Source organism: Arthrobacter sp. QXT-31 (assembly GCF_001969265.1).
Classification (GTDB): domain Bacteria; phylum Actinomycetota; class Actinomycetes; order Actinomycetales; family Micrococcaceae; genus Arthrobacter.
This window is the reverse complement of record NZ_CP019304.1, coordinates 568,865-582,664: the sequence shown is the minus strand read 5'-3', so window position 1 is coordinate 582,664 and position 13,800 is coordinate 568,865. Positions and strand designations below refer to the sequence as shown.

Below are 13,800 nucleotides of genomic sequence, written 5' to 3'. Positions count from 1 at the left end.
AAGGGTGACTAGCACCGAAGCGGCCGCGGCCGGCTCCAACAGCTCCGGGATCTGGAATCTCCCCAACATCCTCACGATGCTCCGCATTGTGCTGGTGCCCTTCTTTGTGTGGTTCCTCATCGCCGACGCCCCGGGCCTGCACAGCGAGTCGAGCGGGTGGCGCTGGGCCGCCGTGGCGGCGTTCGCCGTCGCGATTTACACGGACAAGCTCGACGGCGACATCGCCCGCAGCAGGGGACTGGTCACCGACTTCGGCAAGATCGCCGACCCCATTGCCGACAAGCTGCTGACCGGATCCGCCCTGGTCATGCTGTCCCTCCTGAACGAGCTGCCCTGGTGGATCACCCTGGTAATCCTGGTCCGGGAATGGGGAATCACGGCGCTGCGGTTCTTCGTGATCCGCTATGGCGTCATCCCGGCATCGCGCGGCGGCAAACTCAAGACCGTCGTGCAGACCGTCGCGATTTTCCTTTACCTTCTGCCGCTGGCCACCATTGCGCCCTGGCTCACCTGGGTAGCCCTTGCCGTAATGCTGGCGGCCGTGCTGATCACCGTCTGGACCGGCGTCGAATACGTTGTCCAGGCCCTGAAGGTCAGGTCGGAGGGGCTCCGCAGGCGGGCCCAGGACGCCTCCAACAGTGACGTTTCCAACCCGGACACGCCCAAGCAGGAGGGCCAGCTGTGACGAATCTGCACCGGATCGCCGGAGAGGCCGTAGCGGCGGCCGTAGGCCGTGGCGTCACAGTCGCCACGGCGGAGTCGCTGACCGCGGGAATGGTCGCCGCCGTCCTGGCCGACACTCCCGGCGCGTCGGCCATGCTGCAGGGTGGTGTGGTTTCCTACAACAACACGGTGAAGCGGGACGTTCTTGGCGTTCCCCAGGAGCTGCTGGACACGGTCGGATCAGTGGACGAGGCGGTGGCCGCTGCCATGGCGGAAGGGGCGCGGCGGGTATGCGGCGCAGACCTCGCCGTTTCCACCACCGGCGTGGCGGGCCCTGGCGCCCATGACGGCAAGGCCGTGGGGACCGTCTTCGTGGGCGTGGCTACTGCGGAGGGTGCGCATGCCTTCCCTTACATCTTCCAGGGCACGCGGGCAGAGATTCGCGGGCTGGCCTGTGGCGCTGCTTTGGAGCGCCTGCAGGAAGCCTTGAACGCGCTGAGCTGACCCTCCGGCTGCCCGCCGACTTACCCGCGGATGGCCCGCCGAGTGCGCTAAGCTACCGACAGTAAGGTTGCTGGGAACAAAAAGCGATTCCGAATAGTTGTCACATTGTGTCGCCTCTCCTTGAGGGAGGCGCCTAGGATGAAGAGAACATATGCGGTTTGCGTCACAGTGAACCGGAACCATGAGGGAGCAAGGCGATACAGATGGTAAAGCAGCCCGTGTCCGTAAACGGCGTTGTCCGCTGGAAGGACGTGGGCCTCGCCGATCAGGCCAAGAGCGAACAGAAGGAGCGCAAGATGGTTGTACTTCGTCACGAAATCGGTGATGTCCTGCGCGATGTCCGCCAGCGTCAGGGGCGTACGCTCCGCGAAGTTTCGCACAGCGCCCGGGTGTCCCTGGGTTACCTGAGTGAAGTGGAACGCGGCCAGAAGGAAGCTTCCTCGGAACTCCTGTCCTCGATTTGCTCGGCGCTGGATGTTCCGCTTTCCAGCATGCTTCGCGAGGTCAGCGACCGCGTGGCCGTCGCTGAAGGCGTTGCCGTGCCGGACACCGTCCCGCAGGAATTTTCCCAGCGCTACGGCCGTGACCTTGAGCGTGACCTGAGCAGCGAGCTTAACAACGAGCTCGCCACGGAACTGCTCTCGGCCCGCTAGTAAAATCCGGTAAGCCGGACCACATAACTGCAGCAAAGGCCTCCGGCACTGTGCCGGAGGCCTTCGCTGTGCCCTGAGATTTGAGTCGCTGTGCCCTGGAATTTCACTGTGCCCTGCGATTTGGGCCGGGCGCGCGCAGCCAGCCTTTCCTGGCCTGCCGTCGCTAGTTGCTAGGAGGCGCCGTCGCGGGGAAAGCCGTCGCGTTCGTAGGTGGCATTGAGCTTGGCCATGTAGGCAGCCAGTGCCTCGAGGTCCTCCACCGGCCATTCACCCAGCCGTTCGCGGAACACCTGCCGCCGGGCGTCCTGCACCTGGTGCATCTTCGCTTCGCCCTCGTCCGTGAGCCGGATCGTCTGGGCCCGGCCGTCCAGCGGGTCGGCTTCCTTTACCACCAGGCCGATGCTCTCAAGGAAGGCGATCTGCCGGCTGACGGAGGGCTTGCCGACGCCGATGCAGGAGGCAAGTTCGGTGAGCCGGATGGGCCCGTTCTTCCGGATCACGGTGAGCAGGCCGTAGGCGGCGGGCTCCATGTCCGGGTGGACTTCGCGGGAAAGCTGCTGGGAGACGGACCGCGCCCGGCGCCAGAAAATGCTGATCTGATGCTCCACATTGGTCAGTGCCGTATCAAGCGTGTCCTCGACGGGGACCGCGACTCCGGGGGCTTCAGCGGGGTTGCTCATGGCAACCATTCTAGAGCGAGCGTCCGTGAGAGACTCTATTTCGTGAGGATTAGTGATTTCTGGCGGCTGATGGACGACGAATTCGGCTCCGGCTACTCGCGCGTGCTGGGCGGCTCCCTCGTCCTTGCGGGAGTCGGCGGCCGGACGGCAGCCCAGGCCCTGGCCGCAGGCGTCAACCCCCGCGACATCTGGCTGGCGGTGTGCGATGTGCAGGACGTCCCTGAGGAGCGCCGCCTTGGCCGCGACATCAAACCACGCCAGTCCGGGCCAGACCTGGTCTAGAAACTCGACCCCGCCGCTGACACGCCGACCGATTGTTCGAATATCTGTTCGGGTGCGACTATGCTTTTTGGCAGCGGGTTATCCACATACGCGCGCCTGCCCGGCAACAATGTCAGCGGGTGGCGCTAGCGTCGGTGATGACAGACAAAGGGCCGCACAGGCCCCTCCAAAGCGAGAAAGCATTAGAGGTGTGAACCATGGCGGCAGCCCCGGATCGTGAAAAAGCGCTTGAAGCAGCGCTCGCACAGATTGACAAGCAGTTCGGCAAGGGATCGATCATGCGGCTGGGCGACGAAACCCGCGCTCCCATCGAGGTCATCCCCACCGGCTCCATCGCACTGGACGTCGCGCTGGGAATTGGAGGCCTTCCGCGGGGCCGTGTCATTGAAATCTATGGCCCGGAATCGTCGGGTAAAACCACGGTCGCCCTGCATGCCGTGGCCAACGCCCAGCGCAATGGCGGCATCGCTGCCTTCATCGATGCCGAGCACGCCCTTGACCCCGAGTACGCCGCCAAGCTCGGCGTGGACACGGACGCCCTGCTCGTCTCCCAGCCGGACACCGGTGAGCAGGCCCTGGAGATTATGGACATGCTGGTGGGTTCCGGCTCGCTGGACATCGTGGTCATCGACTCCGTGGCAGCCCTGGTGCCGCGCGCGGAAATCGAAGGCGACATGGGCGACAGCCACGTCGGCCTGCAGGCACGCCTCATGAGCCAGGCCCTGCGAAAGATCACCGGACGGCTGAGCCAGACCAAGACCACCGCCATCTTCATCAACCAGCTGCGCGAAAAGATCGGCGTGTTCTTCGGCTCGCCGGAAACCACCACCGGCGGTAAAGCGCTGAAGTTCTACGCCTCCGTGCGCATCGACGTCCGCCGCATCCAGACCCTGAAGGAAGGCGCCGACTCCGTCGGTAACCGCACCAAGGCCAAGATCGTCAAGAATAAGATGGCCCCGCCCTTCAAGGTCGCCGAATTCGACATCATCTACGGCCAGGGCATCTCCCGTGAGGGCGGCATCATCGACATGGGCGTGGAGCACGGCATCATCAAGAAGTCCGGCTCCTGGTTCACGTACGACGGCGACCAGCTCGGCCAGGGCATGGAGAACTCGCGCCGCTTCCTGCGCGACAACCCCGAACTCGCCGCTGAACTCGAACGGCTCATCAAAGAAAAGCTCGGCGTGGGAACCAAGCCCGCCGCCGATGCTGAGGCCTCACCGAAGCTGAAGGCCGTTGACGGCTTCTAACAAACGCCGGTCCTCTTCGGCCTTCGTAAAGGCCGGAGGGGACCGCACTCCAGGACCCGGCACTCCAGGACCCGGCCCGGAGCCTGACGAGGACCGGGAAGCTGATCCGGCGTCGGTGGCACGCGCCATCGTCCTGCGCCAGCTGACCGCGTCACCCAAGAGCCGGCTCCAGCTGGAACGCAAGCTGGCCGAACGCAACGTACCGGCGGATGTTGCCGCCGCCGTCCTGGACCGGTTCGAAGAGGTCCGGCTCGTGGACGACGCTGAATTCGCGGACATGTGGGTCCGGAGCAGGTCGCAGTCGCGCAGGCTGGCCAAGGGGGCGCTGCGTCGCGAACTCGCGGAAAAAGGCATTGACGCCGACACGGCGGCCTCCGCACTGCGGCAGCTGAGCGATGAGGACGAGGAAGCCGCCGCACGCCATCTCGTGCAACGCAAGCTGCGGCCGGGAACGGACCTCACAGATCGGGCGGAACGCGACAAGACCACACGGCGGCTTGCCTCCATGCTCGCCCGGAAGGGGTACCAGCCCGCACAGGCCTTCCGGGTCGTGGGCGAGGTCCTGGACGCTGCCGCCGGTACTGCCGAGGACTACGAGGGCACAAGCGAGGCCACCGCTCACTGGGAGTGAGTGCACCCGTTACCCTTAATGGGTGAGTCTGACCTATCCTTCCCCCGCAACCGGCACCGAGAACGAACCCACCGGCGACGCCGTTGAGCACCGCACCTACCAGGTGCGCACCTTCGGCTGCCAGATGAACGTCCACGACTCCGAGCGCATGGCGGGCATGCTCGAAGCAGCCGGCTACATACCGGCCGACGGCGGCCAGGCCGACGTCGTGGTTTTCAACACGTGCGCGGTGCGGGAGAACGCCGACAACAAGCTCTATGGCAACCTGGGCCAGCTGGCGCCTATCAAGGCTGCAAACCCCGGCATGCAGATCGCGGTGGGCGGCTGCCTCGCGCAGAAGGACCGCGACACCATCCTGAAGAAGGCGCCCTGGGTTGACGCGGTCTTTGGCACGCACAACGTCGGCGCCCTGCCCGCTCTCCTGGACCGGGCCCGCCACAACAACGAGGCGCAACTGGAGATCCTCGAGTCCCTGGACGTCTTCCCGTCCACGCTGCCCACCAAGCGCGACTCCGTCTACTCCGGCTGGGTATCCATTTCCGTCGGCTGCAACAACACCTGCACCTTCTGCATCGTCCCGTCCCTGCGCGGCAAGGAGAAGGACCGCCGGCCCGGAGAGATTCTCGCCGAGGTCCAGGCGCTGGTGGACGACGGCGCCATCGAGGTGACCCTGCTCGGGCAGAACGTCAATTCGTACGGGGTGGAATTCGGGGACCGCCAGGCCTTCTCCAAGCTGCTGCGCGCCTGCGGCGAGATCCCGGGCCTCGAACGGGTGCGCTTCACCAGTCCGCACCCTGCCGCGTTCACCGACGACGTCATCGATGCCATGGCCGAGACACCCAACGTCATGCCGCAGCTGCACATGCCGCTCCAGTCCGGCTCGGACAAGGTGCTGCGGGACATGAAGCGCTCCTACCGGTCGGCAAAGTTCCTGGGCATCCTGGAGAAGGTCCGCGCCAAGATGCCGCATGCCGCGATCTCCACGGACATCATCGTCGGGTTCCCGGGGGAGACCGAAGAGGACTTCCAGGCAACGCTGGACGTCGTCGAAAAGTCCCGCTTCGCCACCGCCTTCACCTTCCAGTACTCCAAGCGGCCCGGCACCCCGGCCGCGGACCTGCCGGACCAGCTGCCCAAGGCCGTGGTGCAGGAACGCTTTGAGCGCCTCACCGCACTGCAGGACCGCATCGCTGCCGAAGAGAACGCCAAGCAGCTGGGACGCCAGGTCGAAGTCATGGTCACCGCCCAGTCCGGCCGCAAGTCCGAGGAAACCCACCGCCTCTCGGGCCGCTCCCAGGACCAGCGCCTGGTCCACTTCACGGTTCCGGACGGCGCTCCCGCCCCGAGGCCCGGCGACCTCGTGACTGTCACCATCACCGAAGCGGCCGCCTTCCACCTGATCGCGGATCCGGCCAGCGCATCCGATTACTCCCTGCGCCGGTCCCGTGCGGGCGATGCCTGGGACAGGGCACAGGCCGACTCCTGCGGTACCCCTGCGCCGGGTACGGCGGCACCCGGTGCGGGCGGGGGCGGCGGGACGGGCGTCTCGCTCGGCATGCCGTCGATCCCGGCGCGGGGCCGCTGACCCGGTGGCGGGTCAGCCCCCCGTCATAGCGGTCGTTGGGCCCACCGGATCGGGGAAGTCCGACCTCGCCGTCGAACTTGCACTTTCCCTGGACGGTGAGGTGATCAACGCCGATGCCATGCAGTTCTACCGCGGCATGGACATCGGCACCGCCAAAGTCACCGAGGCTGAACAGCGGGGCGTACCGCACCACCTGCTGGACGTCCTGGACGTGACGCAGGAGGCCTCGGTGTCCGACTTCCAGCAGCAGGCCAGGGCCGCCGTCGCCGATATCCACCGCCGCGGAAAGCGCGCCGTCCTGGCTGGCGGTTCCGGCCTCTACGTGCGCGCCGCCCTTGACGTGCTGGACTTTCCGGGGACCAATCCGGACATCCGTGCCCGGCTTGAGCGGGAGAACGCCGAGGCCGGGACTGGGGCGCTGCTGGACCGCCTCCAGGCGGTGGATCCCGTCTCCGCGGGGCGCCTCGGCGACGCCCGGCGCATCATCCGCGCGCTGGAGGTGTTCGAGCTGACGGGCCGCCCGTTCAGCTCCTTCATGCCAACCCGCGAGTACTATCAGCCGGCCATCCAGATCGGACTGGAGGTGGACCGCGAGCAGCTGCGGGACCGGCTGGCCGTCCGGGTCCACCGGATGGTGGAGCGGGGACTGCTGGCGGAGGTCGAACGGCTGGACGCCCAAGGCCTTCGCCGGGGCAAGACCGCGCCCCGCGCACTGGGCTACGCCCAGTTCCTTAAAGTGCTCGACGGCGAGGCGGACGTGGCGCAGGCAGCCGAGGAAACCATCGTGGCCACCAGGCAGTTTGCCCGCCGGCAGCTGACGTGGTTCCGGGCCGACCCCCGCATCACCTGGCTGGATTGGCAGGACCCCGGGCTGGCTGCAAAGGCAGCAGCCCTCTGCCGCTGAGCCGGCACCAACACACCGGAAGAAAGACTCACATGACCCTCGCCGTCGGCACCAAACCCAAGCGCGCTTCGCGGCGGTCCCTGACGGTTGCGATCGCCTCGCTGCTGGGGGCAACGCTGTTCTGGGCCGGCAACTACGTTGTCGGGGCCGGCGCAGTGGAAAGCATCGACCCCCTTAGCCTCGTCCTCCTGCGCTGGTCGCTCGCCGTGGTTCCGCTGCTCGCCATCGCCCAGATGGTGGAACGTCCGCAATGGCGCCAGGTACTGGCCGCCTGGCCGTGGCTGGTCGCGCTCAGCGTGTTCGGGCTGCTGGGCTACAACCTGCTTCTGTACACGGCCCTGGAACACACGGATCCATTCAGCGCCTCCCTCATCAATGCCTTCAACCCGGCACTCATTACCTTGGCAGCTGCCGCGTGCCTACGTGAACGCCTGACTGGCAGGGCTGTTGGCGGCGTTCTGATCGCGCTGATCGGGGTGCTCCTCGTTCTGAGCAACGGTGACGCCGGCAAGCTGCTGCAGGTGGGATTCGGGGCCGGTGAGCTGTTCATGATCGCGGCCATTGCAGCATGGTCCGCCTACACGATCACCGGACGCCTGGCCCCGCCGCTGCCCCCGATAACTGCCACAGCCGCGCAGGCCGCGATCACCGTTGTTGTGCTCACACCGCTCAGCCTCGCCGCCGGCGGTCCTGCCCTGCCAGCCACCCAGGGCGCCATCACCTCCCTGGCATTCATCGCGGTCTTCCCGTCGGTGCTGTCCTACCTGCTCTGGAACCGGGCCCTGACAGTCATCCCGGCCGGCAATGCCGGTGTGTTCCTAAATCTCATCACCGTCTTTACCGCCCTGTTCACGATCCTCTCCGGGCATCCCTACTCCATGGCCCAGATAGCAGGGGGTGTGATTGTCATTGCCGGCATCCTCCTGACCAGCGCCCGCGGCCAGCGCGGGAGCTCCGGGCCGTTTTCCTGGCGCCGACGGCAGCCGGGTAACCTTGAATCATGAATGAGACCCTTGCAGAAACAGTCCGGCCCGCCGCCACCACCGGGGGTTCGACACTGAGCGGACTGCGGTTCTCCAAGGGCCATGGCACTGGCAACGACTTCGTCCTGGTCGCTGACCCGGAAGGCGTGCACGCCATCTCTGCGGAGCAGGTGGCCCAGCTGTGTGACCGCCACCGCGGCATCGGCGGGGACGGCCTGATCCGCGCCGTCCCGTCCCGGCTCCTGGACGAGGGCCGTCAGCTGCTTGCCGGGAACCCCGACGCCGAATGGTTCATGGACTACCGCAACGGTGACGGTTCGCTGTCCGAAATGTGCGGCAACGGCGTGCGGGTGTTTGTCCACTTCCTCCTGGCCGAAGGCCTGGCGGAACTGCCTGCCGGCGGTTCGCTGACCATCGGCACCCGCGGCGGGGTCAAGACCATTGTCCGCGCAGGTGACGGCTACGCCGTCGACATGGGCCCCTGGGAGTTCATCTTCCCGGACGAAGCAGCGGCCCGCGCCATGGACTCGCTGGTCACCGCCGACGGCCTTGAGGTGCCACGGCCGGCGCTGTCGGTCAGCATGGGTAACCCCCACACCGTCGTCGCCCTGGCCGAGCTGTCCGAACTCCAGGACACCCAGCTCTTCACCGCCCCGCACGTCGACCCGACCCCGGCCAATGGCACCAACGTCGAGTTCGTTGTTCCGGCGGAGCCTCTGGTGCACGACGGTGTGGGCACCGTAACCATGCGCGTCCACGAACGCGGCGTCGGTGAAACGCAGTCCTGCGGCACCGGCGCATGTGCGGCGGCGGTGGCCATCCGCCATTGGGCCGGGCAAGGCGCCCCGGACGCCTGGCAGGTAAAGGTTCCGGGCGGCGTCGTGGGCGTGAAGTTCTTCACCGTTGCCGGCGGCCGCGAGCACGTTGAACTCAGCGGCCCGGCAACGATCGTTGCTACCGGGACGCTTTCCTGACCCGCAGGATCCTGAACGACTTGGATGTGCTTTCCCGGGTCACCGTGAAGGAATCATCCAGCACCTCGGCCAGCCAGCGCTGAAGTGAATCCGAGCCCAGGTTCTTCTGCACCACCAGCCATGCAGAACCGCCCGGCGCCAGCCTCGGCAGCCACAGCAGCAGCAGGGTGTGGAGTTCATCCTTGCCGATCCGGATCGGCGGGTTGGACCAGATGGTGTCGAAACGAATCTCGGGGTCCACTTCGTCCGGCGTGCTGGCCGTGACGTTGCCTAGCCCCAGCAGCTCCGCATTCCCGTTGGTAAGGGCGATGCACCGCTCGTTGACGTCGACCGCGTAGACGTGCGCGTGCGGGGCGCGCAGCGCCATGGTCAGGGCGATGGGTCCCCAGCCGCAACCGATGTCGAGCAGGTTCCCCTGGGGTGCGGGAGGGGGAACCTCGGCCAGGAGGATGGCCGTTCCCTTGTCGATGCCGTCGGGGCTGAAGATGCCCGATGAGGTCTGCAGCTTCCGCGTTTCACCGGCCAGTTCCACTGTGAGGGGCTTGCGGGTGAATGGCCCCGCAGGTGAGGCGCTGAAATAATGGGCAGACTCCATAACTGGCCAGATTAGTGGGCTGCCCGCCTGATGGGAAACCGGGCGGATGCGAAAAGCGATAACGGTGTTCTGCTATCCTAGAGGGCATGTTCCTGATTTTTGAGTAGCCGGCTTTCTTTGCCCGCGGCTTTCAGCCGCCGGTACCGGCCCGGGGCGTCCCACTCGCGCGATGCAGGTGTACCACCTTCCGCCATGGCGCAGCCTAAAGAAGCTCAGCTGAAACAGCTCAGCTTCAAACGGCCCAGCGCAGCCCACACAGCACTCGATCAGTCCACTTCCCGCCGTCCAGCGTCTTCCGCTGCCGGCATGTCAGGAGCACCTCCATGACCCCTCGCAGTCAGCCCAGCGCGAATACCGCAGCCAAGGGCGGCAATCAGCACTATTCTGAAGATGCAGAACCTTCAAAGGAGAACATGACGAATCAGCAAAACCCAGGATCCGACCCGGCCGCCCAGGACATGAGTCCTGAGGAAATCCAGGCTGTTATCGACCGGATCCTCGCCAAGGACATCCCGGCGAAGAATGCCGCGCCTGCCAATGGCAGCCGCACGGACAGCCAGGGCGTCCTGGGCAAGGCGCAGGCCATCTCGCAGCTCTCCGAAGAGCACAGCGCGTTCGACGGCGACCAGCAGGATCTCGAGGAACGCCGGGCACTGCGCCGCACGGCCGGGCTTTCCACCGAACTTGAAGACGTCACCGAAGTCGAATACCGGCAGTTGCGCCTGGAGCGCGTAGTCCTCGCCGGACTCTGGACCGAAGGCACGCTCGCCGACGCCGAAAACTCGCTGCGTGAACTCGCCGCGCTGGCGGAAACAGCCGGCTCGGAAGTCCTCGACGGACTCGTCCAGCGGCGCGCCAAGCCGGACCCTGGAACATTCCTCGGGGCGGGCAAGGCCCTGGAGCTCAAGGACGTCGTTATGTCCACCGGCGCCGACACCGTGGTGGTGGACGCCGAACTCGCCCCGTCCCAGCGGCGTGGCCTTGAAGACATCGTCAAGGTGAAGGTCATCGACCGCACGGCGCTCATCCTCGACATCTTCGCCCAGCACGCCAAGAGCCGCGAAGGCAAGGCCCAGGTGGAGCTGGCACAGCTCGAATACCTGCTCCCGCGCCTGCGCGGCTGGGGTGAATCCATGTCCCGCCAGGCCGGTGGCCAGGTGGGCGGCGCAGGCGCCGGCATGGGCTCCCGTGGTCCCGGTGAAACCAAGATCGAACTGGACCGCCGCAGGATCCGCACCCGGATGGCCAAGCTGCGGCGCGAGATCGCCGCGATGAAGCCGGCACGGGAGACCAAACGGGCCAACCGCCGTCGTAATGAGGTGCCCTCGGTGGCCATCGCCGGATACACCAACGCCGGCAAGTCCTCGTTGCTGAACCGCCTGACCGACGCCGGTGTCCTGGTGGAGAACGCCCTGTTCGCCACCCTCGACCCCACCGTCCGCAAGGCCGAGACGGCTGACGGCGTGGGCTACACGCTTGCCGACACCGTGGGCTTCGTCCGCTCCCTTCCCACCCAGCTGGTGGAGGCCTTCCGCTCCACCCTCGAGGAAGTTGCGGATGCGGACCTGATCCTGCACGTCGTGGACGTGTCCCACCCGGACCCGGAGGGCCAGATCGCGGCCGTGCGCTCGGTGTTCGCCGAGGTGGATGCCCGCAAGGTGCCCGAGATCATCGTCCTGAACAAGGCCGACGCCGCCGACCCCTTCGTGGTGGAGCGGCTCAAGCAGCGCGAACCGCGGCACGTCGTGGTTTCGGCACGTACCGGCGAGGGGATCTCCGAGCTGCTCAAGGCGATCAGCGACTCCATCCCGCGGCCGAACGTCAAGATGCAGCTCCTCGTCCCGTACCACCGCGGCGATCTGATCAGCAAGCTGCACGACTCCGACGCGGAGATCCTGAGCATGGATCACGAGGAGGGCGGCACGCGCGCTGTGGTCATGGTCCGGGAAGGCCTTGCGGCTGAACTGGAATCCTTCAGCACCGATGACTGACGGGGCGGCGGGTGCGGCAGCCCCAGCGGATGCCACGGCCGGCGAGCAGCGCGTGGTCGAGCTGCTTGACCGTGCCGTGGCAGGCATGGGCGGCCAAAGCCGCACCGGCCAGCATGAGATGGCCCGGCAGGTGGCTCGCGCAATCGAAACGGGTGACCACCTGCTGGTCCAGGCCGGCACGGGTACCGGCAAGTCGCTGGCCTACCTGATCCCGCTCATCGCCCACTCGCTGGAGAGCGACAAGCCGGCGCTCGTGTCCACCGCTACCCTGGCCCTGCAGACCCAGATCGTGGGCCGGGACCTTCCCCGTCTGCTGGAAAGCCTCAAACCGGCACTCGACCGGCCCGTAAAGGTGGCGCTGGTCAAGGGCCGTGCCAACTACGTCTGCCGGCACAAGCTGGAGGGCGGCTTTCCCAGCGAGGAACCCTCGGAGGGCCAGCTCTTCTCCCTGGGCGAGGACACCAGCGTCCCGCATTTCGCCGCGGCGGTGGGCGGCCCTTCATCACAGCTCGGCAAGGAGGTGGTCCGGCTCCGCGAATGGGCCGAACAGACCACCACCGGCGACCGTGACGAGCTGCTTCCCGGCGTGACCGACAGGGCCTGGCGGCAGGTGTCCGTCACGTCCATGGAATGCCTCGGCTCGCAGAAATGCCCGCTCGCCGAAGAGTGCTTCAGCGAACTTGCCCGCCACAACGCCGCGGAAGCCGACGTCGTGGTGACCAACCACGCCATGCTGGCGGTCAGCGCCTTCGAAGGGCTGGCTGTGCTGCCCGAATACGATGTCGTGGTGGTGGACGAGGCCCACGAACTCCAGGACCGGGTGACGGGCGCGGTATCGGGGCAGCTGTCAGTGGCAATGGTCCATGCCGCGGCGTCCGGTGCCCGCAAGCACACGGGAATTACCGTTGACGCCCTCAACTCGGCGGCCGCCAACCTCGAGGTGGCGCTTGCCGGAGTGCCGGGCGGCCTCCTGCCGAACGGCCTGAACGATGAACAGCTGGACTGTGTGGACCAGCTTCGTGAGGCCTGCCGTGCGGCGCTGTCTGATTCCAAGGGGGACAGCAACACAACGGCCGACGGCGGGCGGCAGCTTGCGCGGTCCCGCCTGCTGGTGATTTTGGAGCTGTGTGAACGGCTCATCGCCGCGCGGGAAAACCGCGAGGTGGTCTGGTTCTCACGGAACAGCACGTTTGACCCCCAGCAGGGATACTCGGCGCCCAACGAGACCGCCCCGGCACTGATCAATATCGCGCCGCTGAGCGTGGCCGGCCGGCTCCGGGAAGGCCTGTTCGCCGGGCATACTGTCGTGCTCACATCGGCCACGCTCGCCATCGGCTCCGCCTTCGAACCCGCCGCAGGCGGCCTGGGCCTGGTGGGCGACGGCGCGCCCAGCTGGACCGGCGTCGACGTGGGTTCGCCCTTCGACTATCCCCGGCAGGGCATCCTGTACGTGGCAGGCCACCTGCCGAAGCCCGGCCGCGGCACGTCGCCAGAGGCGCTCGACGAGCTCGAGTCACTGATTCGCGCGTCCGGCGGGGGAGCACTCTGTCTGTTCTCCTCCCGGCGCGCCGCGGAGGAAGCGGCAGATGCCCTGCGCATGCGGCTGGATGTGAGCATTCTCTGCCAGGGCGAATCCACCATGACGGCGCTGGTGAAGCAGTTCGCCGACGAACCGGACACCTGCCTGTTCGGCACGATGTCACTGTGGCAGGGCGTCGACGTGCCGGGCGGATCGTGCCGCCTGGTGGTGATCGACAGGATTCCCTTCCCGCGGCCGGACGATCCGCTGATGACCGCGCGGTCCCGGGCCGTCGCCCAGGCCGGCGGCAACGGCTTTATGTCGGTATCGGCCACGCACGCGGCCATCAGGCTTGCCCAGGGGGCGGGACGGCTCATCCGGTCCACGAATGACAAGGGGGTGGTTGCGGTGCTGGATTCCCGGCTGTCCACGGAACGCTATGGCGGATTCCTGCGCGCCGCGCTGCCGCCGTTCTGGCCCACGACGGACCGGAAGACCGCAGTCGCCGCACTGGAACGGCTGGCCGGCGCGCAGGCATAGCGAAGCCCCGGGCTGCTGATGCTGCCCGGGGCCAATGGAGTTCTTG

Annotated in this window: 14 protein-coding genes; 12 read left to right on the top strand and 2 right to left on the bottom strand. The window is 66.8% G+C overall.

Translation table 11 applies throughout. The annotated features are described in order from the left end of the window. Positions 1 to 4: 4 nt before the first annotated feature. From pgsA to BWQ92_RS02730, 3 genes are all read left to right on the top strand, one after another. On the top strand, positions 5 to 685 hold the full coding sequence (gene pgsA / locus BWQ92_RS02740) for a CDP-diacylglycerol--glycerol-3-phosphate 3-phosphatidyltransferase (protein ID WP_076798128.1): 681 nt from the start codon (positions 5 to 7) through the stop codon (positions 683 to 685). Beyond that, the gene (locus BWQ92_RS02735; RefSeq protein ID WP_076798127.1) at positions 682 to 1,167 is read left to right on the top strand and encodes a CinA family protein; all 486 of its coding nucleotides are present in this window, start codon (positions 682 to 684) and stop codon (positions 1,165 to 1,167) included. Before pgsA ends, BWQ92_RS02735 begins: the two co-directional genes overlap by 4 nt. Before the next feature lie 203 nt (positions 1,168 to 1,370). Further along, complete coding sequence (locus BWQ92_RS02730) at positions 1,371 to 1,820, top strand: helix-turn-helix domain-containing protein (protein WP_076798126.1); 450 nt, start codon at positions 1,371 to 1,373, stop codon at positions 1,818 to 1,820. Positions 1,821 to 1,990: 170 nt separating this feature from the next. Here BWQ92_RS02730 and BWQ92_RS02725 read toward each other — a convergent pair whose 3' ends face one another. After that, positions 1,991 to 2,500 (bottom strand): MarR family winged helix-turn-helix transcriptional regulator, encoded by a 510-nt coding sequence (locus tag BWQ92_RS02725; RefSeq protein ID WP_076803467.1) that lies wholly within the window; start codon positions 2,498 to 2,500, stop codon positions 1,991 to 1,993. Between the two features lie 42 nt (positions 2,501 to 2,542). Between BWQ92_RS02725 and BWQ92_RS02720 the strand changes: the two genes are divergently transcribed. From BWQ92_RS02720 to dapF, 7 genes are all read left to right on the top strand, one after another. Continuing rightward, the gene (locus BWQ92_RS02720) at positions 2,543 to 2,782 is read left to right on the top strand and encodes a DUF3046 domain-containing protein (protein ID WP_076798125.1); all 240 of its coding nucleotides are present in this window, start codon (positions 2,543 to 2,545) and stop codon (positions 2,780 to 2,782) included. A gap of 197 nt (positions 2,783 to 2,979) precedes the next feature. After that, positions 2,980 to 4,032, top strand: coding sequence for a recombinase RecA (gene recA / locus BWQ92_RS02715; RefSeq protein WP_076798124.1), 1,053 nt, complete (start codon positions 2,980 to 2,982; stop codon positions 4,030 to 4,032). A 115-nt stretch (positions 4,033 to 4,147) separates the two neighbouring features. Further along, positions 4,148 to 4,663: a regulatory protein RecX gene (locus tag BWQ92_RS02710; protein WP_076798123.1), complete on the top strand. Its 516-nt coding sequence runs from the start codon at positions 4,148 to 4,150 to the stop codon at positions 4,661 to 4,663. Positions 4,664 to 4,685: 22 nt separating this feature from the next. Beyond that, entirely contained in the window at positions 4,686 to 6,248 is a 1,563-nt protein-coding gene (miaB, locus tag BWQ92_RS02705; RefSeq protein WP_076798122.1) for a tRNA (N6-isopentenyl adenosine(37)-C2)-methylthiotransferase MiaB, read from the top strand. 4 nt (positions 6,249 to 6,252) lie between these two features. After that, a complete protein-coding gene (miaA, locus tag BWQ92_RS02700) occupies positions 6,253 to 7,152 on the top strand; it encodes a tRNA (adenosine(37)-N6)-dimethylallyltransferase MiaA (protein WP_076798121.1) in 900 nt (299 codons plus the stop codon). A gap of 32 nt (positions 7,153 to 7,184) precedes the next feature. Beyond that, the gene (locus tag BWQ92_RS02695; protein WP_076798120.1) at positions 7,185 to 8,156 is read left to right on the top strand and encodes a DMT family transporter; all 972 of its coding nucleotides are present in this window, start codon (positions 7,185 to 7,187) and stop codon (positions 8,154 to 8,156) included. After that, on the top strand, positions 8,153 to 9,109 hold the full coding sequence (dapF, locus tag BWQ92_RS02690) for a diaminopimelate epimerase (RefSeq protein ID WP_076798119.1): 957 nt from the start codon (positions 8,153 to 8,155) through the stop codon (positions 9,107 to 9,109). Before BWQ92_RS02695 ends, dapF begins: the two co-directional genes overlap by 4 nt. Here the strand turns inward: dapF and BWQ92_RS02685 are convergent. After that, complete coding sequence (locus tag BWQ92_RS02685) at positions 9,090 to 9,704, bottom strand: class I SAM-dependent methyltransferase (protein ID WP_076798118.1); 615 nt, start codon at positions 9,702 to 9,704, stop codon at positions 9,090 to 9,092. The two genes, dapF and BWQ92_RS02685, sit on opposite strands and share 20 nt — an antisense overlap. Before the next feature lie 413 nt (positions 9,705 to 10,117). Between BWQ92_RS02685 and hflX the strand changes: the two genes are divergently transcribed. Together hflX and BWQ92_RS02675 are read left to right on the top strand one after the other, a co-directional pair. Beyond that, positions 10,118 to 11,695: a GTPase HflX gene (gene hflX, locus BWQ92_RS02680; RefSeq protein ID WP_076798117.1), complete on the top strand. Its 1,578-nt coding sequence runs from the start codon at positions 10,118 to 10,120 to the stop codon at positions 11,693 to 11,695. Next, on the top strand, positions 11,688 to 13,754 hold the full coding sequence (locus BWQ92_RS02675) for an ATP-dependent DNA helicase (protein ID WP_076798116.1): 2,067 nt from the start codon (positions 11,688 to 11,690) through the stop codon (positions 13,752 to 13,754). Before hflX ends, BWQ92_RS02675 begins: the two co-directional genes overlap by 8 nt. Positions 13,755 to 13,800: the final 46 nt, after the last annotated feature.

Coding starts and splice junctions, on each gene's coding strand:
- dapF (WP_076798119.1), top strand. CDS start 8,153: ATGAATGAGACCCTTGCAGAAACAGTCCGGCCCGCCGCCACCACCGGG.
- hflX (WP_076798117.1), top strand. CDS start 10,118: ATGACGAATCAGCAAAACCCAGGATCCGACCCGGCCGCCCAGGACATG.
- BWQ92_RS02730 (WP_076798126.1), top strand. CDS start 1,371: ATGGTAAAGCAGCCCGTGTCCGTAAACGGCGTTGTCCGCTGGAAGGAC.
- BWQ92_RS02695 (WP_076798120.1), top strand. CDS start 7,185: ATGACCCTCGCCGTCGGCACCAAACCCAAGCGCGCTTCGCGGCGGTCC.
- BWQ92_RS02725 (WP_076803467.1), bottom strand. CDS start 2,500: ATGAGCAACCCCGCTGAAGCCCCCGGAGTCGCGGTCCCCGTCGAGGAC.
- BWQ92_RS02675 (WP_076798116.1), top strand. CDS start 11,688: ATGACTGACGGGGCGGCGGGTGCGGCAGCCCCAGCGGATGCCACGGCC.
- recA (WP_076798124.1), top strand. CDS start 2,980: ATGGCGGCAGCCCCGGATCGTGAAAAAGCGCTTGAAGCAGCGCTCGCA.
- BWQ92_RS02685 (WP_076798118.1), bottom strand. CDS start 9,704: ATGGAGTCTGCCCATTATTTCAGCGCCTCACCTGCGGGGCCATTCACC.